This is a genomic window from Streptomyces sp. NPDC006235, assembly GCF_040613735.1.
GTDB lineage: Bacteria > Actinomycetota > Actinomycetes > Streptomycetales > Streptomycetaceae > Streptomyces.
This window is the reverse complement of record NZ_JBEXSR010000040.1, coordinates 18,285-38,969: the sequence shown is the minus strand read 5'-3', so window position 1 is coordinate 38,969 and position 20,685 is coordinate 18,285. Positions and strand designations below refer to the sequence as shown.

Sequence of the window (20,685 nt, the reverse complement as noted above, 5' to 3'; positions counted from 1 at the left end):
CCCCTCCGAAAGGCGCCCCCGTCCCCTCCCGCGCACGATGCGAGGGAGGCCCGCCGCCCGGCGGCCCCACGTCTGCGAGGCCCGCCATCTGGCGGCCTCCCACGGTCTGTGCTCTCGGGAGGACCTGCCATGACCGCCAGTCTGGAGCAGTTGCGCCGCTGCCACTTCGCCGTCGACCTGGGGGCGGCGCGCACACGCGTCTACGTCAAGGGCGCCGGGCTCGTCGTCGACCAGCCGTCCGCCGCCGCGGTGAACACCCGCACCGGCGGGCTGATCGCGGTCGGCGAGCTCGCGGAGAAGATGACGGGCCGCACACCGGACTACATCCGGGTGGTCCATCCGGTCTCCGGCGGCACCGTCGTCGACATCGAGATGGCGCAGCGCATGCTGCGGCACCTGCTCGGCGACAAGATGCGCCGCAGCCTGCGCCGCAAGCCGATCCTGCGCGCCGCGGCCTGCACCCCGCACGACGCCGACCCCCTCGCCCGGCGCGCCACCATCGAGACGCTGGTCGGACTCGGGGTCCGCCGCGTGGAGCTGGTCGACACGCTGATCGCCGCCGCCGTAGGCTGCGGACTACCCGTGGAGCAGCCCGAGGCCACCATGATCATGGTGTGCGGTGCCGCGGCGACGCAGGTGGCCGTGCTCTCCCTCGGGTCGATCGTCACCGCCGAGCGCATGCCGGTGGGCGGTGAGGCCGTCGACCACGCGATCGTGCAGCACCTGCGCCACGAGCACGAACTGATTCTGCCCAGCCAGTCGGTACGGCCGTTGCAGCTCGCCCTGGCCGGCAACGGCCTCACCCCGCACGGCCCGGCCTCGACGGAGATCCACGGGCGGGACGTCGCCACCGGCCTGGCCCGCTCCGTCCAGGTCGACACCGCCGCCGTACGGGACGCCATCCAGACGCCGCTCACCGCGGTCCTGGACGGCATCGGCAAGGTGCTGCGCTCCTGCCCGCCCGACCTGGTCGCCGACCTCGCCGACCGGGGCATCATGATGGTCGGCGGCAGCGCGCTGCTGCCGGGCCTGGACCAGATGCTGCGAGAGGCGACCGGGATGCCCGTGCACATCGCCGAGCGCCCGGACGTGTGCGCCGTGCAGGGCCTCGGCGCGATGCTGGAGGGCAGGATCGAACCGCTGGCGCTGGATCCGCTGGGCTCCTGAGCCGCCGGAGTGCCAGGCCCGGCCTCAGCGGGCGAACCAGCAGCGCACGGTCGTCCCGCTGTCCCCCCGATGCACCCGCACCAGGTCGGCGATGAGGTTCACCAGCAGCAGCCCGCGCCCGCCGCGCTGGTCCCGGGGCACGGGCCGACGCCCGGCCAGGACGTCCGCGAGCCGCCCTTCGTCGCGCACCTCGCAGACCACGTACCCGTCCTCGGTCCACACCCGCAGCACTCCGGAACCGCCGCCGTGCACCACGCTGTTGGTGGTGAGCTCGGCCATGGCGAGGGCCAGGTCGTCCAGCTTGACGCCGGTGAGCCCGAGCCGCGCTCCCTCCGCCACGGCCACGTGCCGGGCCTGGGAGAGCGAGCCGGAGTCGAAGGGATACGTCAGCGCGTCCGGCACGGGCGGCAGCGCCTCGTTGTACCGGTCGACGACGTCCCCGGGCGCGTACGCGTCGCTGCCCTGCTCCAGCCGGGAGCCGGAGGGGATGACGGTGGGATGGGTGGCGTAGGCGTCGGCTAGGACCTGCTCGGGGAGCCGCTCGGTGTCGTACGGGCACAGGATGGTCGCCGTACGGCCCCGGAAGGCCGCGTTGATGAGCGCCTCGTGCTGGACGCAGGCGGGGTACTCCGTCTCGGAGCGCCCGGCCCAGATGGGCTCGCCGATGATCCGCACCCGGCGCCCGGGCGGCTGGGCGTCGGCGAACGCGCGTAGCACACCGGGGATGATCCGCCCGGGATTGCGGCCGGCCTCGCACATGTCCAGCAGCCGCACCGACTCGGCGGCCTCGCCCAGCGCGTCACGGATCAGCGCGAGGTTCTTGCCGGGCACCGCGACGGCCACGGGCTCGCCGGCCGCCAGGCCCTCGCGCACGAAGGGCACGGTGACGTCGAGGTACTCGGCCTCGTCACGGTAGAAGAGCGCGGGATGGACGAAGGGCTCGAGGGGGCCGAAGGGTTCGGCGACGGGAGCGGTCATGACACCGACACCTCGATCCCGGTGTGGTCGGGCCACAGCAGGTCCAGCGTCCGCCGCAGGGCCGGCGGCGGCTGCCGCACCACGAACCGCTTGCCGTACCCGAGCTGCCCGGCGGCGGCCGCGAGCGCGCCCGCGCCCGCGACATCGACGAACGTCACGTCGGACAACTCCAGGTAGTACACGTCCTCATCCTCGCGAACGGCCTGCTCCAGTACGCCTTCCCAGATCGCACGTGTCGTCAGGACGACCTCGCCCGCCGCCCGGACACCCTGCCGCCCGGACAACGGGAACACCGCCAGGCCCGGCACGGGACCACTGGACCCTGCTGCCGGCACCCGATACTGAGTGTTCAAGCCCCTCTCCCCACGCTTGTGGACCACAGCGCTCGTACCCGCCCGGGAGAAGCTCATTCCCCGCTGCGGTGTGTACTACGCCGTACGGCGGGCAGGCGCACCTCACACCGACGTCCACGGGGGCGAGTGACGTCGTGCGGTTCCGCGAGGAGGAACACGACCGAAGAGGACCGAGAAGGCGGTGACATGACGTCTGCGGCATCACCACAGCGCACAGGAGGGTTGAACACACTGGTCATCAGTGGCCGCGTGGACGCGGAACAGGCCGAGCTCACCCCGTGCGGTGAGCTGGTTCACGGCTGCGCGGAAACACTGGCCAGGACCCTGGCCGAGCTGCCGCCCACGATCACGCGGGTGGAGCTGGACATGGCGGGCGTGCACTTCATGGACACGGCGGGCCTGCAGTTCCTCGACGTACTGGCCGACTTCGCCGGGCAGCGGTTCGTGACGGTCACGACCACGAACTGGAACGGCCAGCCGCGCCGGATCCTGGAACTGGCGGGGCTGGACACGACCGACCCCCTGCGTCCGGCGCCCCACCCCCATCCCGACCCCGAACCCGCCCAGCCGTCGGCCCCGGCCTCCTCCGCGGTCGCCCTGGAACGCTCGGAGCGCCTGCACGTCCTCCAGGAGGAGGTCGAGCAGCTCCGCCAGGCCATCGCCTCCCGCCCGGTCATCGACCAGGCCCGGGGCATCCTCATGGCCACCCACGGCTGCACGTCCGACGAGGCCTGGCACATCCTGCGCGAGACCTCCCAGCTCTCCAACACCAAGCTCCGCGACGTGGCCGCCGCCGTGACGGCCGGCGCGAAGCCCGACGGCCCCCGCCCGTCCCCCGAGCTGCGCGAGGCCTTGCAGCGAGCCCTCACCCGCCGGGGCCGAACCTCACCCGGGGTGCACCGCGGCCCATCGGGGTACTCGGCCGGGCACGGCCGGAGCGCGGCGCACGCCTGCTCCGGTTCCACCGGCACGGGCAGGAGGAATCCGATGAGCGACCACACCCCGTCCCAGGCCGAGGGCGACCGCGACGACGGGCAGGACGCGCCCGAGCGCACCACGCCGGCGCACCCCACGCCGTCCCAGGCGGAGGGCGACCGCGACGACACCACCACGGAGGAGGACGACACCGGCTCGTAGCCGGACCCCGACCCCGACCCACATGCACTAGCCCGCTCGCGCGTCGCACAACCTGGACGTGCCGTCCTCGTTGTGAGCGGTGTGCCTCGCGCGAACACACGACCGGCAGACCGACGAGCGACCTCCGCACGGGCGGTGATCGGCGACGATCCGGCACTGCGGGCGGCCTACGCGCTGTGCCGGCGCCGGACCAGTCAGCAGGACCCGGCGGAGTACGCGCTGATCCGGCTGGTGCCCGCGGCGCTGCGCCCGGCCTGCTGGGCCCTGTGGGCGGCGGCCAGCGCGCTCGACGACCTCGGCGACGACCGCACCGCGCCCGCCGCCGAGCGGGCCGCCCGGGTCGAGGAGTGGATCACCGCCCTGCACCGTGAACTGCCCGCCGGCTCCAGCCCGGACCCGATCCGCCACGCCCTGGTCGACACTGCGGCGCGCTGGCGCCTGGACCTGTCCGACCTGCACGGCGCCATGGTCCAAGTCCGGGACGACACCCACGGCAGGCACTTCACCGACTGGACCGCCTGGCGCACCTGGGGCCGGGACAACCTGTTGCCCTGGTTCGGCCAGGTCCGCACGCTCTTCGACCGGGCCGGCGTCCCCGTGGCACTCCGGCTGGACACCCGGGAGAGCTACGAGGAGTTCCTCGACGGCGTCCGGCTCACGGACATCCTCACCGACCTGTCCGCCGACCTCGCCCAGGGCGACCTCCTGCTGCCCGACGAGGCCGTGCGGCCCTACCCGGGGGCCGCGGACGACCTGGCGCACCGGCGCTGGAGCCCCGCCGTGGCCGCCCTGGTCACGCAGCTGACCGGCCTGGCCCGCCAGTGGGTGACCCAGGACGGCCTCGGCCGCGGCATGCACCCGGGGCCCGCCACCGTCCTGCACACCATGGCCGCCCTGCTGCGCGCCCAGCTCGACGCGATCGGCTCCGCCGGCCCGGCCCTCCTGCGGCGCCCGCCCCGGCCCGCGCTGCGCACCCGGGCCCGCATCCTCGTCCCCGCCCGGGCCCGCGCCGCGCTGGCCTGGAGCCTGACTCCGCCGACGGTGCCTCCCGCACGGCCCGCCGGGCACGCCGGCCCGCCCCCGCCCGCACGGACGGCCCACACCCGGAGCTTTTGGCCCCCGCCACCGCACCCCGGCGGCCACCGTCCCCCGCACATCCCGCCGGGCCGCCTCCCCGCCCACGTCGCGGTGATCATGGACGGCAACGGCCGCTGGGCCCAGCAGCACGGCCTGCCCCGGCACGAGGGACACCGGGCCGGCGCCGCCGCCGTCCGCGAAGTGGTGCACGGCGCCCTGGACATCGGCCTGCGGCACCTGACGCTCTACACCTTCTCCACCGAGAACTGGCACCGCGATCCGCGGGAGGTCGACGCGATCCTGGACCACGTGCGCCGCGAGGTGGTCGACGACCCCTTCCGCGACCTCGACGTCCGGCTGCGCTGGCACGGCCGCACCGGCCGGCTGCCGCCGGACCTGGCCGACCTGCTCCACCTGCGGGAGCGCACCACCCGCACGCGCACCGGCCTGACCCTGACGATGTGCATCGACTACGGCGGCCGCGACGAACTCACCCGCGCCGCCGCGGCACTCGCCCGCCGGGCCCGGGCCGGCCACCTGGATCCCGACCTGATCGGCGAGGAGGACTTCGCACGCCACCTGCCCCACCCGGACATGCCCGACGTCGACCTGCTGTGGCGCACCGGCAACGAGCAGCGCACGTCCAACTTCCTGCCCTGGCACACCGCCTACGCCGAGCTGCACTTCACCCCGGACCTCTGGCCCGACACCGACCGCCGCCACCTGTGGCAGGCGATCACCACGTACACCCACCGCCAGCGCCGCCACGGCACCGCCCCGGCGTCCACACCCTGACCCGAACGCGAACGAGGACCACCACGCTCGACGTGGCAGTCCTCGCTGGAAGTTTCCGGTGGGGCGGGTGGGACTCGAACCCACGGCCGACGGATTATGAGTCCGCTGCTCTAACCGGCTGAGCTACCGCCCCATAGCGGCGTGTCGCGTACATGTGTGCGCGCCGTCTGCCGCAGCATAGCCGCTCATACGATCTCCTGCTTCGGCTGGGCGGCTGCGCACGGCCTTCGTGACCATGAGGACTGCGACCAGCGCCGCACGGTTCCCGGGAGATCGGAACGGACATGAAAAAGGACCCCTGAGGGGTCCTCGTTCAGCGTGCTCCCCCGACTGGACTCGAACCAGTAACCTGCCGGTTAACAGCCGGCTGCTCTGCCAATTGAGCTACGGAGGACCGAGCTCCCCGGACTGGACTCGAACCAGTAACCTGCCGGTTAACAGCCGGCTGCTCTGCCAATTGAGCTACCGAGGAAGGTCTCGTTTGCATCGAACGCACCTACCTGGGTATTCGCCAGGGGGCGCGCGCTCGCTGCGACACATACATTAGCGCAAGCAGGGGGGTGCTTCGCCAATCGGTACTCCCCGGCGCCCCACGCCGTACCGGAGACCTACGCAAGGGAAGGGTGACCGCCATGCGTTACCGGCTCACGTTCGTCGCCGGAGTCGTCCTGGGTTACGTGCTGGGCACGAGGGCCGGACGCGAGCGCTACGAACAGCTGAAGAAGTCGGCCCGCCAGTTCGCGCAGAACCCCGCCGTCCGCAACACCGCGGAGTCGGCGGCCCACCAGGGCCGCGAGTTCGCGGGCAAGGCGTACCACGTGGTGAGCGACAAGGTCGGCGACCGTGTCCCCGACTCGGTGGCCGACCGGGTCCGCCACCTCAAGGAGCGCGCCACCCACAACGGCGGCGAGGACGACTGGGGCACGAGCAACACGTAACAGTTCCTTCTCGACGCCGTGCGAGGTGATGTCCCTCAGGGGCGCGGGGAACGGCGCGACCAGCCACAACGCACCCGCGCCCGAAACCCGGCGCCATGCCCCCGCGGCGCCCACGGCCCAAGCCAGCGCAGCGGTACGGCAGAATTTTGGCCATGGGGATAGTCGCCGGGTTGGACAGTTCACCCGATTTCACTCGTATCGTCGTCTGTGACACGGACTCCGGAGCCGTGCTCAGGCAGGGATATGCGCCGCATCCGGTGGAGAGCCCCGACGGCGGTGGCCGCCCGTCCGACGTCGACCCGCAGGCCTGGCTGCTGTCCCTGGGCGAGGCCGCGGGCGGCGGGCTGCTGGAGGGCGTGCAGGCCATCGGCGTCTCGGCGCAGCAGAACGCCGTCGTGCCGCTGGACGCGCAGGGCAACACCGTGCGCCCGGCGATGGTCGGCAGCGACAAGCGGACGCAGGTCGCGGCCGCCGACCTGATCGACGCGCTCGGGGGCCGCGAGGCGTGGGCGCAGGCGGTGGGGTGTGTGCCGCAGGCCGCGCAGCCGGTGACGAAGCTGCGCTGGCTGGCGCGGACCGAGCCCGAGAACGCGCAGCGCACCGCGATCCTCCTGCAGGCGCACGACTGGCTGGTGTGGCAGCTGCTGGGGCGCCCGGTCCGCAGGACCACCGACCGGGGCGGAGCGTCCAGTACGGGGTACTGGTCGGCGGCGACCGGCGCCTACCGGCCCGACCTGGTCGAGCTGGCGCTCGGGCACCAGGTGATGCTGCCGGAGGTGATCGGCCCGGCGGACGCGGCCGGTACGACGCCGGAGGGGCTGCTGATCTCCGTGGGGACCGGCGAGACCATGGCGGCTGCGTTCGGGCTCGGCATCGGGCTCGGGGACGCCGTGGTGTCGCTGGGCGCGTCCGGGTCCGTGATGGCCGTGCATCCCGAGGCCCTGGTCGACGGCTCCGGGATGATCACCGCGCTGGCCGACGCGACCGGCATGCACCTTCCGGTCGTCACCACGCTGAACGCCGTACGGACGCTGCGCGGGACCGCCGAGCTGCTCGGGCTGCCCGATCTGGAGAGCCTGTCCGAGCTGGCGATGAAGTCGACGCCGGGGGCGCACGGGCTGGTGCTGCTGCCCTATCTGGAGGGTGAGCGGACGCCGAACCTGCCGCACACCGCCGGGACCCTGGCCGGGCTGCGGCGCGAGTCGATGAAGGCGGAGCACCTGGCGCGGGCCGCGTTCGAGGGCATGCTGTGCGGGCTCGCGGACGCGCTGGACGTGCTGCGCGCCCGGGGCGTGGAGGTGCGGCGGGTGTTCCTGCTCGGGCCGGCCGCCGAACTGCCCGCCGTGCAGGCGGCCGCGCCCTCGCTGTTCGGGACGCAGGTCGTGGTGCCGCAGCCGGCGGACTACACGGCGATCGGCGCCGCCCGGCAGGCGGCGTGGGCGCTCGGGGCGTCCCAGGGCACGCTCGACGCGCGGACCCCGCCGGCCTGGCAGGGCGCGGTCGCGCAGGTGCTGGAGGCCGGGGAGGAGCTGGCCGTGGGGCAGGCGGTCCGGCAGCAGTTCGTGGCGGTGCGGGAGCAGACGCACCCCGGGGCCTTTTGACCGCCTGTTGGGTTAATTCGGTTGAGGTAACGCGGGTGGAGTGTTCGACGATAGGGGCCAGGGGCAACCATCCCGGCCCCGTCGCCCACCCGAGAGAAGCAGCGTGCTCATACCACTTCTGCGGGTCCACCTCAGGCCCTACAAGAAAACCATCGCCCTGCTGGTGCTGCTGCAGTTCCTGCAGACCTGCGCCACGCTCTACCTGCCCACGCTGAACGCGGACATCATCGACCAGGGTGTCGTGAACGGCGACACCGGCTACATCCTGGGCTACGGCGCGCTGATGATCGGCATCTCGCTGGTCCAGGTCGTGTGCAACATCGGTGCCGTGTACTACGGCGCCCGCACGGCGTCGGCGCTCGGGCGGGACGTGCGGGCCGCCGTCTTCGACCGGGTGCAGTCGTTCTCCGCGCGTGAGGTCGGTCACTTCGGAGCGCCCTCGCTGATCACCCGTACGACGAACGACGTCCAGCAGGTGCAGATGCTGGCGCTGATGACGTTCACGCTGATGGTGTCGGCGCCGATCATGTGCGTCGGCGGCATCGTCCTCGCGCTCGGTCTCGACGTGCCGCTGTCCGGGGTGCTGGTGGCGGTCGTGCCGTTGCTGGGCATCTGCGTGACGCTGATCGTGCGGCGGCTGCGGCCGCTGTTCCGGGCCATGCAGGTGCGGCTGGACGCGGTGAACCGGGTGCTGCGCGAGCAGATCACCGGCAACCGCGTCATCCGGGCCTTCGTCCGGGACGAGTACGAGCAGCAGCGCTTCCGGAAGGCCAACACCGATCTCACGGACTTCGCGCTGGGCACCGGCAACCTGCTCGCGCTGATGTTCCCGATCGTGATGACGGTGGTGAACGTGTCGTCGATCGCCGTGGTGTGGTTCGGCGCGCACCGGATCGACAGCGGGGGGATGCAGATCGGTGACCTGACCGCGTTCCTCGCCTATCTGATGCAGATCGTCATGTCCGTGATGATGGCCACCTTCATGTTCATGATGGTGCCGCGCGCGGAGGTGTGTGCGGAGCGCATCCGGGAGGTGCTGGACACCTCGTCGAGCGTCGTGCCGCCGTCGGCGCCCGTGCGGGAGCTGCGCCGGCACGGCCATCTGGAGCTGCGCGGGGCCGGCTTCCGCTATCCGGGCGCCGAGGAGCCGGTGCTGCGCGGCGTGGACCTGGTCGCCCGGCCGGGCGAGACGACCGCCGTCATCGGCTCGACCGGCAGCGGCAAATCGACCCTGCTCGGGCTGGTCCCGCGGCTGTTCGACACGACCGAGGGACAGGTGCTCGTGGACGGGGTCGAGGTGGCCGAGCTCGACCCGGTGCTGCTCGCGAAGACCGTCGGGATGGTGCCGCAGCGGCCGTACCTGTTCGCGGGCACGGTGGCGACCAACCTGCGCTACGGCAACCCGGACGCCACCGACGAGGAGCTGTGGCACGCGCTGGAGGTGGCGCAGGCCCAGGAGTTCGTGGAGCGGCTGGAGGGCGGGCTCGACGCGCCGATCGCGCAGGGCGGGGCGAACGTCTCGGGCGGTCAGCGGCAGCGGCTCGCGATCGCCCGGACGCTGGTGCAGCGCCCGGAGATCTACCTCTTCGACGACTCCTTCTCCGCGCTCGACTACGCCACGGACGCCGCCCTGCGAGCCGCGCTGGCGCAGGAGACGGCCGAAGCGACCGTCGTGATCGTCGCCCAGCGGGTGGCGACCATCCGGGACGCCGACCGGATCGTCGTCCTCGACGAGGGCCGTGTCGTGGGCACCGGACGGCACCACGAGCTGATGGCGGACAACGAGACCTACCGGGAGATCGTGCTCTCCCAGCTCACGGAAGCGGAGGCTGCCTGATGGCAGGGCCCATGGGGCGGATGATGGCCGGGGGCGGTCCCGACCAGCGCTCGCTGGACTTCAAGGGGTCGGGCAAACGGCTCGTCGCGCGGTTCCGGCCGGAGCGGCTGACCATCGGCGTGCTGCTGCTGTGCGTGCTGCTCAGCGTCGGCCTCAACGTCGTCGGGCCGAAGATCCTCGGCGAGGCGACCGACCTGGTCTTCGCGGGCATCGTCGGGCGGGACATGCCTCAGGGGGCGAGCAAGGAGCAGGTCCTCGACCAGATGCGGCAGCGCGGCGACGGTGATGTCGCCGACATGCTGCGCAGCACCGACTTCACACCCGGCGAGGGCATCGACTTCACCGCCGTCGGGCATGTGCTGCTGCTCGCGCTGGGCGTGTTCCTGGTGGCCGGGCTGCTGATGGCGGTGGCGACGCGGCTGGTCAACCGGACCGTGAACCGCACCATGTTCCGGATGCGCGAGGACGTGCAGACGAAGCTGTCGCGGCTGCCGCTGTCGTACTTCGACAAGAGCCGGCGCGGTGAGGTGCTGTCCCGGGCGACGAACGACATCGACAACATCGGGCAGACGCTCCAGCAGTCGATGGGCCAGCTCATCAACTCAGTGCTGACCATCATCGGCGTCCTCGCGATGATGTTCTACGTGTCCTGGATCCTGGCGCTGGTCGCGCTGGTGACCGTGCCGCTGTCGTTCGTCGTCGCCACGCGCGTGGGCAAGCGGTCGCAGCCGCACTTCGTGCAGCAGTGGCGCTCGACGGGCAAGCTGAACGCGCACATCGAGGAGATGTACACCGGGCACGCGCTCGTGAAGGTGTTCGGGCGTCAGGAGGAGTCGGCGCGGCAGTTCGCCGAGCAGAACGAGGCGCTGTACGAGGCCGGGTTCCGGGCGCAGTTCAACAGCGGCGTGATGCAGCCGCTGATGATGTTCGTGTCGAACCTCAACTACGTGCTGGTCGCGGTCGTCGGCGGGCTGCGGGTCGCCTCGGGCTCGCTGTCCATCGGCGATGTGCAGGCCTTCATCCAGTACTCGCGGCAGTTCTCCATGCCGCTGACGCAGGTCGCGTCCATGGCGAATCTGGTGCAGTCGGGTGTCGCCTCGGCGGAGCGGGTCTTCGAGCTGCTGGACGCGGAGGAGCAGAGCGCCGATCCGGTGCCGGGCGTGCGGCCCGAGGAACTGCGCGGGCACGTGGCGCTGGAGCACGTGTCGTTCCGCTACGACCCCGAGAAGCCGCTGATCGAGGACCTGTCGCTGAAGGTCGAGCCCGGGCAGACGGTGGCCATCGTCGGCCCGACGGGCGCCGGCAAGACGACGCTGGTGAACCTGCTGATGCGGTTCTACGACGTCACGGGCGGGCGCATCACCCTCGACGGGGTCGACATCGCGCGGATGTCCCGGGACGAACTGCGCGCCGGGATCGGCATGGTGCTCCAGGACACCTGGCTGTTCGGCGGCACGATCGCGGAGAACATCGCCTACGGGGCGTCCCGGGAGGTGACCCGCGGGGAGATCGAGGAAGCGGCCCGGGCCGCGCACGCGGACCGGTTCGTCCGGACGCTGCCGGACGGGTACGACACGGTGATCGACGACGAGGGGACGGGGGTCAGCGCGGGTGAGAAGCAGCTGATCACCATCGCGCGGGCGTTTCTGTCCGACCCCGTGATCCTGGTGCTGGACGAGGCGACGAGTTCGGTCGACACGCGTACGGAGGTGTTGATCCAGAAGGCCATGGCGAAACTCGCCCATGGGCGGACGTCCTTCGTCATCGCGCACCGGCTGTCGACGATCCGGGACGCGGACACGATTCTGGTGATGGAGAACGGGGCGATCGTGGAGCAGGGCGCGCACGAGGAGCTGCTGGCGGCGGACGGGGCCTATGCCCAGCTGTACAAGGCGCAGTTCGCGCAGGCGGCAGCCGAGGTCGACTGAGTCGCCTTCGAGGGTGCCATGTGGTGTCGTGGGGCGACTGCGGGCCCGTTGTGGCTGGTCACGCAGTTCCCCGCGCCCCTTGGGACGTGCAGCTGACGCTCTTTCAGGGGCGCGGGGAACTTCGCGGCCAGCCCCCGCCGGCCCGCACACGGCATCAGTCCAGGTAACCCCGCAACTGGTCCGCGAAAGCGTGGTCCCTCAGCTTGTTGAGGGTCTTGGACTCGATCTGCCGTATCCGCTCCCTCGTGACGCCGAAGATGCGGCCGATCTCCTCCAGCGTGCGGGGGCGGCCGTCGGCGAGGCCGTAGCGGAGCTGGACGACCTTGCGCTCCCGCTCCCCCAGCGTCGACAGGACCGCTTCCAGGTGCTCCTTGAGGAGGAGGAACGCGGCGGACTCGACGGGGCTGGTGGCGTCGCCGTCCTCGATGAGGTCGCCCAGGGCGACGTCGTCCTCCTCGCCGACGGGCGCGTGCAGCGACACCGGCTCCTGGGCGAGGCGCAGCACTTCGCTGACGCGCTCCGGCGGCAGGTCGAGGTGGGCGGCGACCTCTTCCGGTGTCGGCTCGTAGCCCCGCTCCTGGAGCATGCGGCGCTGGACGCGGACGACCCGGTTGATGAGCTCCACTACGTGCACGGGGACCCGGATGGTGCGGGCCTGGTCGGCCAGGGCGCGGGACATGGCCTGGCGGATCCACCAGGTGGCGTAAGTGGAGAACTTGTAGCCGCGGGCGTAGTCGAACTTCTCGACGGCCCGGATGAGTCCGAGGTTGCCCTCCTGGACGAGGTCGAGCATGGTCAGGCCGCGCCCGACGTAGCGCTTGGCGACGGAGACGACCAGGCGCAGGTTGGCCTCGATGAGGCGGCGCTTGGCCATCCGGCCCATGACGACGAGCCGGTCGAGGTCCAGTGCCAGCTGACTGTCCAGGTCGGGGGCGAGCCGCAGCTTCTCCTCGGCGAACAGGCCGGCCTCGACGCGGCGGGCGAGTTCGACCTCCTCGGCGGCGGTCAGCAGGGGGATGCGGCCGATCTCCCGCAGGTACTGGCGGAACAGGTCGGAGGAGGGGCCGCCGGTGTCGGGGCGGGCCCGCGGCGGTTCGACGGGCTCGGGAGCCTCGGCCGCCTCGACGGCCTCGGCGGGCGGCTCCCCCGGTTCCGTCTCGGGTTCCGTCTCGGGGTGGAGCACGACGCGGCCTTGCGCCGGGACCGCGGGGAGGACGTCGTCCTCCCCGTCCGGTGCGGCGCCGTCAGCGCCGATGGCAGCGCCGCTGACGTCGGTCTGGGTGAGGGTCTGGGTCTGCACGGGGGCGACCTCCAGGATGATCGCTGCCAAGGCGGGCGGCAGCGGTACTTCGGGGGCGGAGTCGGCGGCCTCGCCGCTGTCCGTCCCGTACGCGATGAGCGGAACCGCGGGGGTCTGGGACCCGTCGGGGACGGATCGGCCGCGCTCCGAGGACTCAGGCACCGGAACCCAGTGTGGGGTAAGACACATCGTCGCCACGAGGGGCGTGCGATGACTTTTTGCTTCCGGTCCGTGACCGCGTGGTGACCTCAGAGCGCGGCGGCGCCGTGTTCCCGGAGGGCCTGGTCGTACTGCTGGAGGACCCAGAGCTCGTTCTGTACGGCGGCCAGCTGGGCCGGGTCGCCGTGGGTGCCCAGGCGGGTGAGCTGGCCGGTGATGTCGCGGATGCGGCGTTCGACGGCGCGGCGGCGGACGGTGACCAACTGGGCGCCCGCGTAGGTCTCGTCGACGCCCTTCACGCCCTTGTGCAGCAGGATCGCCTCGACGGCGAGTTCCGTCACCATCGCGCGGACCGCGTCGTCCGGGGCGGCTTCGCGGACCTTCACCAGGTAGTCCTGAGGGTCCGCGACGCCCAGTTCGGCGCCGCCGGCGTCCATGATGGCCTGGCGTACGGCGGCGTACGGCGGGGCGGTGAACTCGTCGACGCCGTACGCGTCGAAGGCCGGGGAGACCAACTCGGGGCGCTGGAGGGCGAGTTTGAGGAGTTCGCGTTCGGTGGCGTAGACCGGGTTGCGGAGGTTGAGGGCCGGGCCGCGGGGGCCCGCGGACGGCTGGGCGGCGGCGTACTGCTGGGGTCCGTGCTGGTGCCGGTCCGGGGCCGGGCCCTTGCCGCCGCGGTCGCGGGCCCAGCGGGCCAGCTGGGCCACCCGCTTGACCACGAACTGGGTGTCGAGGATGCCGAGCATGCCGGCGAGCTGGACGGCGACCTCGTGCTGGGCGCCGCTGTTCTTGATGCGGGCGACGATCGGGGCGGCCTCGTCCAGGGCGGCGGCGCGGCCGGCCGGGGTGTCGAGGTCGTAGCGGCTCACGATCTGGCGCAGGGCGAACTCGAAGAGGGGGGTGCGGGGTTCGACCAGGTCCGCCACCGCCTCGTCGCCCTTGGCCAGGCGCAGGTCGCAGGGGTCCATGCCGTCGGGGGCGATGGCGATGTACGTCTCGGCGGCGAACTTCTGGTCGTCCTCGAAGGCGCGCAGAGCCGCCTTCTGGCCGGCCGCGTCGCCGTCGAAGGTGAAGATGACGCGGGCCGAGCCGTTGTCCATCAGCAGCCGGCGGAGGATCTTGATGTGGTCGCCGCCGAAGGCCGTGCCGCAGGTGGCGATGGCGGTCGTCACCCCGGCCAGGTGGCAGGCCATCACGTCCGTGTAACCCTCGACGACCACCGCGCGGCTCGTCTTCGCGATCTCCTTCTTCGCCAGGTCGATGCCGTACAGGACCTGGGACTTGCGGTAGATCGGCGTGTCGGGCGTGTTCAGGTACTTGGGGCCGTTGTCCGCCTCGTACAGCTTGCGGGCGCCGAAGCCGACGACCTCGCCGCCGATGTCGCGGATGGGCCACATCAGCCGGCCCCGGAAGCGGTCGATGGGACCACGGCGGCCCTCCTGGGCGAGGCCGGAGAGCAGGATCTCCTTGTCGGTGAAGCCCTTGCCGCGCAGATAGCGCGTGAGGTGGTCCCAGCCCTGGGGGCTGTAGCCGACGCCGAAGTGGACGGCGGCGGCCTGGTCGAAGCCGCGCTCGGCGAGGAAGACCCGGCCGGTGTCGGCCTCGGGGGAGGTCGCGAGCTGTTCCGCGTACCACTCGGCCGCGATCTTGTGGGCCTCGACCAGGCGGATCCGTTCGCCGCGCTGGTGGGAGGGGTTGTACCCGCCCTCCTCGTAGCGCAGGGTGATGCCCGCCTGGCCGGCCAGGCGCTCGACCGCCTCCGAGAAGGAGAGGTGGTCGATCTTCATCACGAACGTGATGGTGTCGCCGCCCTCCTGGCAGCCGAAGCAGTGGAAGAGTCCCTTGCTCGGGCTGACCTGGAAGGACGGTGACTTCTCGTCGTGGAACGGGCACAGGCCCTTGAGGTTGCCGCCGCCCGCGTTGCGCAGCTGGAGGTACTCGGACACCACGGCGTCGATCGGGACCGCGTCCCGTACCGCCTTCACGTCCTCGTCGTTGATCCGTCCAGCCACGCAGCGATTCTACGGTGGTGGAGTGACAGCCCTGACGGCTAGGAGGCGAGGCTGTCCAGCGGTGCGTGCGGGTCGGCCAGGGCCTCCGTGTCCACCCGTGCCTTGGAGCGGATCAGCTGCTGGATCTTGTCTGTGACATCCCACACGTTCACGTTCATCCCGGCCAGCACCCGGCCCTCCTTCACCCAGAAGGCGATGAACTCGCGCCGGCTCGCATCGCCCCGGATCACCACCTGGTCGTAGGTCCCCGGCGGCGCCCAGCCCGAGTACTCCATGCCGAGGTCGTACTGGTCGGAGAAGAAGTAGGGCACCCGGTCGTACGTCACGTCCCGGCCGAGCATGCAGCGGGCGGCCGCCGGTCCGCCGTTCAGCGCGTTGGCCCAGTGCTCCACCCGCATGCCGGTCTCGAAGAGGGGGTGGGGGAAGGAGGCCACGTCACCGGCCGCGTAGATGTCGGGGTCGGAGGTGCGCAGCCGCTCGTCGACCACGACGCCGCCGCCGCGCGCCCGGTCGGCGATCTCCAGCCCGGCCGCCTCCGCGAGAGCGACCCGGGGGGCCGCGCCGATCGCGGCCAGGACGTCGTGCGCCGGGTGTTCCTCGCCGTCCTCTGTGCGGGCCGCGAGGACCATGCCGTCCTGGCCGACGATCTCCGTGAGCCGGCTGCCGAAGTGGAAGCGGACGCCGTGGTCGCGGTGCAGGTCGGCGAAGAGCTGGCCGAGCTCGGGGCCGAGGACGTGGTGCAGCGGGGTCGGCCCGCTGTGGACCACGGTGACCTCCGCGCCGTACTCGCGGGCCGCCGCCGCGACCTCCAGGCCGATCCAGCCGGCGCCCGCGATCACGAGGTGGCCGTTGTCCCGCCCGAGGTTGGTCAGGACGTGTTTGAGCCGCTCGGCGTGGGCGAGTCGGCGCAGGTGGTGGACGCCGGCCAGGTCCGTGCCCGGGATGTCCAGGCGGCGGGGCTCGGCACCGGTCGCCAGGAGCAGTTTGTCGTAGCGGACGACCGTGCCGTCCTCGCCGAAGCGCACCGTCCTGGCCGCGCGGTCGATCGCGTCGACGGTCTGGCCGAGGTGCAGCTCGATGTCGTTCGCCGCGTACCAGGCGGGCTCGTGCACGAAGACGCTGTCGCGTTCCTCCTTGCCCAGGAGGTAGCCCTTGGACAGCGGCGGACGCTCGTAGGGGTGGTCGCGCTCGTCGCAGATCAGTATCACCCGGCCGGTGAAGCCCTCCGCCCGGAGCGTCTCGGCCGCCTTGGCGCCGGCGAGTCCGCCTCCGACGATGACGAATGTCTGATCCGCGTCGACCACTTGATGCCTCCTCGTAAGGATGTCGCCACTTGCGAGCGTCCCGCACGGAGCGTGATGCGGGAAGAGGGAGTGACCCGATCAGGCCACGGAGGGTCACGATCGGGCGTGCCGTGTTCCCTTGTTTCCCGGGTGTTGCCCCCTGTGTCCCAGGGGTGTTCCCACCAGTCTCATGCGTGCCCTGTCAGACGGGCGTGAAGCGAGCGGGCGGAGGTGTCGGTGAGGGAGGCGATCTGGTCGACGATCACCCGTTTGCGGGCCCGGTCGTCCGGCGCCCGGTCGAACAGGGCGCGGAACTGAGGGTCCAGGCCGTCCGGGGCGCGGACGGTGAGCGCCTCGGCCAGTTCGGCGACGACGACGCGCTGGTCGGCGCGCAGGCGTTCCTGCTCGGCGCGCTGCATGACGTAGAGGTCGGCGACGGCCTTGAGGACGGCGCACTCCAGTCGGGCCTCGCGCGGCACGACCAGTTCCGCGGCGTACCGGGTGAGTCGTCCGGCCCCGTACGCGGTGCGGGTCGCGGTCTCGGCGGCCAGGCAGAAGCGGCCGATGAGCTGGCTGGTGGCGTCCTTCAGACGGGCCTGGGCGACGGCGGTGCCGTCGTAGCCGTGCGGCCACCACTCCTGGGCGAGCAGCCGGTCCAGGGCCTCGGCGAGTTCGGCGGGGTCGGTGTCGGCCGGGACGTAGCGGTCCCGGGCGACCTGGAAGACGTCCTGCCGTTCGGGTTCGGCGTGCAGGCAGTTCGGGTCGATGTGGCCGGCGTGCAGGCCGTCCTCCACGTCGTGCACCGAGTAGGCCACGTCGTCGGACCAGTCCATGACCTGCGCCTCGAAGCAGGTGCGGGTGCCGGGGGCGTCCTTGCGGACCCAGTCGAAGACCGGACGGTCGTCGTCGTAGACACCGAACTTGCGGGACGCCGGGTCGGTGGGGTGGGCGCCGCGGGGCCAGGGGTACTTGGTGGCGGCGTCGAGGGCGGCGCGGGTGAGGTTGAGGCCGACGGAGCCTTCGGGGGTGAACCGTTTGGGCTCGATGCGGGTGAGGAGTCTCAGGGACTGGGCGTTGCCCTCGAAGCCGCCGCAGTCCGCCGCGAACTCGTTGAGGGCCTGTTCGCCGTTGTGGCCGAAGGGCGGGTGGCCGAGGTCGTGGGAGAGGCAGGCGGCTTCCACGAGGTCCGGGTCACAGCCGAGGGCCGCGCCCAGTTCGCGGCCGACCTGGGCGCATTCGAGGGAGTGGGTGAGGCGGGTGCGGGGGCTGGCGTCCCAGGCCGGGCCCATGGTGCCGGGCGTCACCACTTGGGTTTTGCCGGCGAGTCTTCTCAGGGCGGCGCTGTGCAGGACTCGGGCTCGGTCGCGTTGGAAGGCGGTACGGCCGGGGCGTTTGTCTGGTTCCGGGGCCCAGCGGTCGGCTGACGCCGGGTCGTAGGCCGGGGGGGTTTGTGAGGTGCCTGCCATGTGTCGACAGTACGGGCATGGGTGTGCTGTGTGCCTGAGCGTTTGCCGGGTTCTGTTTTCGGGCGTGTGCGGGTGGGGTGTGGCTGGTCGCGCAGTTGCCCGCGCCCCTGAGTACCTGCACCAACCCGCGTTTTAAGCCGAAGCCAATTCGGGCACAGCCGGCGAAGCCGCCGCCAGCGTCTCGTCGTAGCGGTGGAGGAGGAGGTGGGCCATGGCGGGGTGCGTGCCGAGGGGGGCTGCGGCGATCCACGGGGCCGACTGGGCGCACTCCGTGGCGAAGCGGCCGGGGGCCGTGAAGTAGGAGGCCAGGGCTATGTGGCGGCGGCCCCGGGCGAGGAGGGTGCGGACGGCCGATTCCACCGTGGGGGTCGCCGCGGAGGCGTAGGCCGGGAGGACGGGGACGCCCAGGCGGGTGGCAAGGAGGTGGGCCGTGCGGCCGGTGTCCGTCTTGGCGTCCGGGTCACGGGAGCCGGCCGCGGCGAGTACCACCGCGCTGCTGCTGCGGGGCGTGCCGCCCCAGCCCGCCTCCTCCAAGCGGGACTGGAGGGCGTCCACCAGGAGGGGGTGCGGGCCCAGGGGGGCCGCCAGGTGCGTGCGGGCCCTGGAGGCCGCGGCCATCTCGGGGATGTCCTGCTTGACGTGGTAGCCGCGGCTGAGGAGGAGGGGGACCAGGACCGCCTCCGTGTCGCCCAGGGCGGCGAGCGTGTCGGGGAGCAGGGGGGCGTTCAGTTCGATGTGCCCGAGGTGCACCGGCACGTCGGGGCGCAGCGCGCGGACCCGGTCCAGGAGCGCGCGTACCGTGCTCAGCGCGCGGGGGTCGCGGCTGCCGTGCGCCACGACCACGAGGGCGGGCGGGGCCGGGCGGCGCGTGGCGGGCTGCGGGACGAGGCTGAGCTGGCTGGACATGCCATCGATGGTCGCCGCCGCACGTTGCCTTCCCGTTGCGTGGGCGTCACGGGTGTTTTCCAGCGGTTCACCATGTGGGACGGGTGGAGTGTGAGGCGGCTCGACCTGGCGGTTCCGTGTAACGCGTGAAGCTGGTCACGCACAGGCGGATGAACCGGGCGGTCCGTGTGGACGTCCCTGACTGTCGAGGGGCCGACCTGGGGAGGGACCGTCCGATGCGTCCTGTGACGTTCCGCAGACCGCCGCTGCCGCGTACCCGGCGGGGGCAGCGGCGGCTGGTGCAGGCGGTGATGGCCGGGTGCGTGCTCGCGTTGCTGCCGGCGACCTGGATGTACGTGGCCGCGGGTGACCGGCTGCGGACGGCGGCGGACGTGCCGCGGACCGATGTGGCCGTGGTGTTCGGTGCCGGGCTGTGGGACCGCGAGCCGTCGCCGTATCTCGCGCACCGGCTGGACGCGGCGGCCTCGCTGTACCGCGCGGGGCGGGTCGAGGTGGTGCTCGTCACCGGGGACAACAGCCGCGAGGACTACGACGAGCCGGACGCGATGCGGGTGTATCTGACGCGGCACGGGGTGCCCGACGGGCGGATCGTCAGCGACTACGCGGGGTTCGACACCTGGGATTCGTGCGTGCGCGCGAAGAAGATCTTCGGGGTGGACGAGGCCGTGCTGATCAGCCAGGGCTTCCACATCCGGCGGGCGGTCGCTCTGTGTCAGGCGGCGGGCGTCGAGTCGTACGGGGTGGGGGTGGACGCCGTGCACGACGCGACCTGGTACTACGGGGGTGCCCGGGAGATCCTCGCCGCCGGGAAGGCGGCTCTGGACGCGGTGTTCCGGCCGGATCCCCGGTTCCTCGGGCCCCGGGAGCCGGGTGTGGCGCGGGCGTTGGCGACGGCCGAGTAGCGGATCGGGCCGTCCGCCGGGGGCGGGAGCGCGGCCGGTCGCCCGGTGTGCTCCCGCCCCTGGCAAGGCCTGTGGCCGTCAACGTCCATGGAAGCGCGGGGGGCGCTTCTCCAGGAACGCCGTCATTCCCTCCTTCTGGTCCTCGGTGGCGAACAGGGCGTGGAACACCCGCCGTTCGTAGCGCAGGCCGTCCCGCAGGCCCGTCTCCAGGGCCCGGTCGACGCACTCGCGGGCCGCCCTGACCGCCGTACGGCCGTACGAGGCGATGGCCGCCGCCGCTTCCAGGGCCTCGGTGAGGACCCGGTCGTCGGGGACCACGCGGGAGACCAAGCCGCAGCGCTCGGCCTCCCGGGCGTCCATGGTGCGGCCGGTGAGGATCAGGTCCATCGCCTTGGCCCGGCCGACCAGTCGGGTCAGCCGCTGGGTGCCGCCGATGCCGGGGATCACGCCCAATTTGATCTCCGGCTGGCCGAACAGGGCCGACTCGCCCGCGACGACCAGGTCGCACATCATGGCCAGTTCGCAGCCGCCGCCGAGCGCGTAACCGGACACGGCGGCGATCGTCGGGGTGCGCAGGTCCGCGAAGTCCTCCCAGGCCGCGAAGTAGTCCTCGGACATCATCTCGACGGCCGATCGGCCAGCCATCTCCCTGATGTCCGCTCCGGCCGCGAAGACCTTCTCCGAGCCGGTGACGACGAAGCAGCCGACGTCGGGGTCGTCGTCCAACGGGCCGAGGAGGCCGAGGAGTTCGGCGAGCAGTTCGGAGCTGAGCGCGTTCAGGGCGTGCGGGCGGTGCAGGCGGACGGTCACGACACGGCCGTCCCGTTCGGCTTTCAGGTGGTTCAT

Annotated in this window: 15 protein-coding genes, 3 tRNA genes and 1 pseudogene; 8 read left to right on the top strand and 11 right to left on the bottom strand. The window is 72.1% G+C overall.

All coding sequences use genetic code 11. From position 1 onward, the window contains the following. Positions 1-129 precede the first annotated feature (129 nt). Entirely contained in the window at positions 130-1,167 is a 1,038-nt protein-coding gene (locus ABZ192_RS33880; RefSeq protein ID WP_356928308.1) for a rod shape-determining protein, read from the top strand. Between the two features lie 24 nt (positions 1,168-1,191). Here the strand turns inward: ABZ192_RS33880 and ABZ192_RS33875 are convergent, their stop codons facing one another. Continuing rightward, a complete protein-coding gene (locus ABZ192_RS33875; protein WP_356928307.1) occupies positions 1,192-2,145 on the bottom strand; it encodes a sensor histidine kinase in 954 nt (317 codons plus the stop codon). After that, positions 2,142-2,498 (bottom strand): STAS domain-containing protein, encoded by a 357-nt coding sequence (locus ABZ192_RS33870; protein WP_356928306.1) that lies wholly within the window; start codon positions 2,496-2,498, stop codon positions 2,142-2,144. The genes ABZ192_RS33875 and ABZ192_RS33870 overlap by 4 nt, the downstream gene beginning before the upstream one ends. 186 nt (positions 2,499-2,684) lie before the next feature. On the opposite strand from ABZ192_RS33870, the pseudogene ABZ192_RS33865 reads away from it, so the two are divergent. Beyond that, positions 2,685-3,374: pseudogene (locus tag ABZ192_RS33865) on the top strand (ANTAR domain-containing protein); the annotation flags it as partial. A 396-nt stretch (positions 3,375-3,770) separates the two neighbouring features. Beyond that, positions 3,771-5,507, top strand: a complete 1,737-nt coding sequence (gene uppS, locus ABZ192_RS33860; RefSeq protein ID WP_356928305.1) for a polyprenyl diphosphate synthase — start codon at positions 3,771-3,773, stop codon at positions 5,505-5,507. A gap of 59 nt (positions 5,508-5,566) precedes the next feature. Here uppS and ABZ192_RS33855 read toward each other — a convergent pair. The 3 genes from ABZ192_RS33855 to ABZ192_RS33845 form a co-directional block, all read right to left on the bottom strand. Beyond that, a tRNA-Ile gene (locus ABZ192_RS33855) sits at positions 5,567-5,640 on the bottom strand. Positions 5,641-5,828: 188 nt separating this feature from the next. Beyond that, a tRNA-Asn gene (locus ABZ192_RS33850) sits at positions 5,829-5,901 on the bottom strand. Between the two features lie 5 nt (positions 5,902-5,906). After that, positions 5,907-5,979 (bottom strand) — tRNA-Asn (locus ABZ192_RS33845). Between the two features lie 160 nt (positions 5,980-6,139). On the opposite strand from ABZ192_RS33845, the gene ABZ192_RS33840 reads away from it, so the two are divergent. From ABZ192_RS33840 to ABZ192_RS33825, 4 genes are all read left to right on the top strand, one after another. Next, positions 6,140-6,445, top strand: a complete 306-nt coding sequence (locus tag ABZ192_RS33840) for a YtxH domain-containing protein (protein ID WP_086560002.1) — start codon at positions 6,140-6,142, stop codon at positions 6,443-6,445. 152 nt (positions 6,446-6,597) lie between these two features. After that, entirely contained in the window at positions 6,598-8,046 is a 1,449-nt protein-coding gene (locus ABZ192_RS33835; protein ID WP_356928304.1) for an FGGY family carbohydrate kinase, read from the top strand. A 103-nt stretch (positions 8,047-8,149) separates the two neighbouring features. Then, positions 8,150-9,883: an ABC transporter ATP-binding protein gene (locus ABZ192_RS33830; RefSeq protein WP_356928303.1), complete on the top strand. Its 1,734-nt coding sequence runs from the start codon at positions 8,150-8,152 to the stop codon at positions 9,881-9,883. Continuing rightward, positions 9,883-11,811 (top strand): ABC transporter ATP-binding protein, encoded by a 1,929-nt coding sequence (locus tag ABZ192_RS33825; protein ID WP_356928302.1) that lies wholly within the window; start codon positions 9,883-9,885, stop codon positions 11,809-11,811. Before ABZ192_RS33830 ends, ABZ192_RS33825 begins: the two co-directional genes overlap by 1 nt. A 154-nt stretch (positions 11,812-11,965) precedes the next feature. On the opposite strand, the gene ABZ192_RS33820 is transcribed toward ABZ192_RS33825, so the two are convergent. The 5 genes from ABZ192_RS33820 to ABZ192_RS33800 form a co-directional block, all read right to left on the bottom strand. Then, positions 11,966-13,273, bottom strand: coding sequence for an RNA polymerase sigma factor (locus tag ABZ192_RS33820; RefSeq protein ID WP_356928301.1), 1,308 nt, complete (start codon positions 13,271-13,273; stop codon positions 11,966-11,968). Between the two features lie 86 nt (positions 13,274-13,359). Then, positions 13,360-15,282, bottom strand: coding sequence for a DNA primase (gene dnaG / locus ABZ192_RS33815; RefSeq protein WP_356928300.1), 1,923 nt, complete (start codon positions 15,280-15,282; stop codon positions 13,360-13,362). Positions 15,283-15,320: 38 nt separating this feature from the next. Further along, positions 15,321-16,586, bottom strand: a complete 1,266-nt coding sequence (locus ABZ192_RS33810) for an FAD-dependent oxidoreductase (protein ID WP_356928299.1) — start codon at positions 16,584-16,586, stop codon at positions 15,321-15,323. A 167-nt stretch (positions 16,587-16,753) separates the two neighbouring features. Beyond that, positions 16,754-18,031 carry a deoxyguanosinetriphosphate triphosphohydrolase gene (locus ABZ192_RS33805; protein ID WP_356928298.1) on the bottom strand — a complete coding sequence of 426 codons (1,278 nt, stop codon included), beginning with the start codon at positions 18,029-18,031 and terminating at the stop codon, positions 16,754-16,756. Between the two features lie 132 nt (positions 18,032-18,163). Beyond that, entirely contained in the window at positions 18,164-18,937 is a 774-nt protein-coding gene (locus tag ABZ192_RS33800) for a sirohydrochlorin chelatase (protein ID WP_356928297.1), read from the bottom strand. Between the two features lie 215 nt (positions 18,938-19,152). On the opposite strand from ABZ192_RS33800, the gene ABZ192_RS33795 reads away from it, so the two are divergent. After that, positions 19,153-19,839, top strand: a complete 687-nt coding sequence (locus ABZ192_RS33795; protein ID WP_356928296.1) for an ElyC/SanA/YdcF family protein — start codon at positions 19,153-19,155, stop codon at positions 19,837-19,839. 78 nt (positions 19,840-19,917) lie between these two features. Here ABZ192_RS33795 and ABZ192_RS33790 read toward each other — a convergent pair whose 3' ends face one another. Beyond that, positions 19,918-20,685 carry an enoyl-CoA hydratase-related protein gene (locus ABZ192_RS33790; RefSeq protein ID WP_356928295.1) on the bottom strand — a complete coding sequence of 256 codons (768 nt, stop codon included), beginning with the start codon at positions 20,683-20,685 and terminating at the stop codon, positions 19,918-19,920.

What these genes read in the sequence shown, in the direction of transcription:
- ABZ192_RS33805 (WP_356928298.1), bottom strand. Translation starts at nt 18,031, where the DNA reads ATGGCAGGCACCTCACAAACCCCCCCGGCCTACGACCCGGCGTCAGCC.
- ABZ192_RS33795 (WP_356928296.1), top strand. Translation starts at nt 19,153, where the DNA reads ATGCGTCCTGTGACGTTCCGCAGACCGCCGCTGCCGCGTACCCGGCGG.
- ABZ192_RS33790 (WP_356928295.1), bottom strand. Translation starts at nt 20,685, where the DNA reads ATGAACCACCTGAAAGCCGAACGGGACGGCCGTGTCGTGACCGTCCGC.
- ABZ192_RS33825 (WP_356928302.1), top strand. Translation starts at nt 9,883, where the DNA reads ATGGCAGGGCCCATGGGGCGGATGATGGCCGGGGGCGGTCCCGACCAG.
- ABZ192_RS33840 (WP_086560002.1), top strand. Translation starts at nt 6,140, where the DNA reads ATGCGTTACCGGCTCACGTTCGTCGCCGGAGTCGTCCTGGGTTACGTG.
- ABZ192_RS33880 (WP_356928308.1), top strand. Translation starts at nt 130, where the DNA reads ATGACCGCCAGTCTGGAGCAGTTGCGCCGCTGCCACTTCGCCGTCGAC.
- ABZ192_RS33800 (WP_356928297.1), bottom strand. Translation starts at nt 18,937, where the DNA reads ATGTCCAGCCAGCTCAGCCTCGTCCCGCAGCCCGCCACGCGCCGCCCG.
- ABZ192_RS33835 (WP_356928304.1), top strand. Translation starts at nt 6,598, where the DNA reads ATGGGGATAGTCGCCGGGTTGGACAGTTCACCCGATTTCACTCGTATC.
- ABZ192_RS33875 (WP_356928307.1), bottom strand. Translation starts at nt 2,145, where the DNA reads ATGACCGCTCCCGTCGCCGAACCCTTCGGCCCCCTCGAGCCCTTCGTC.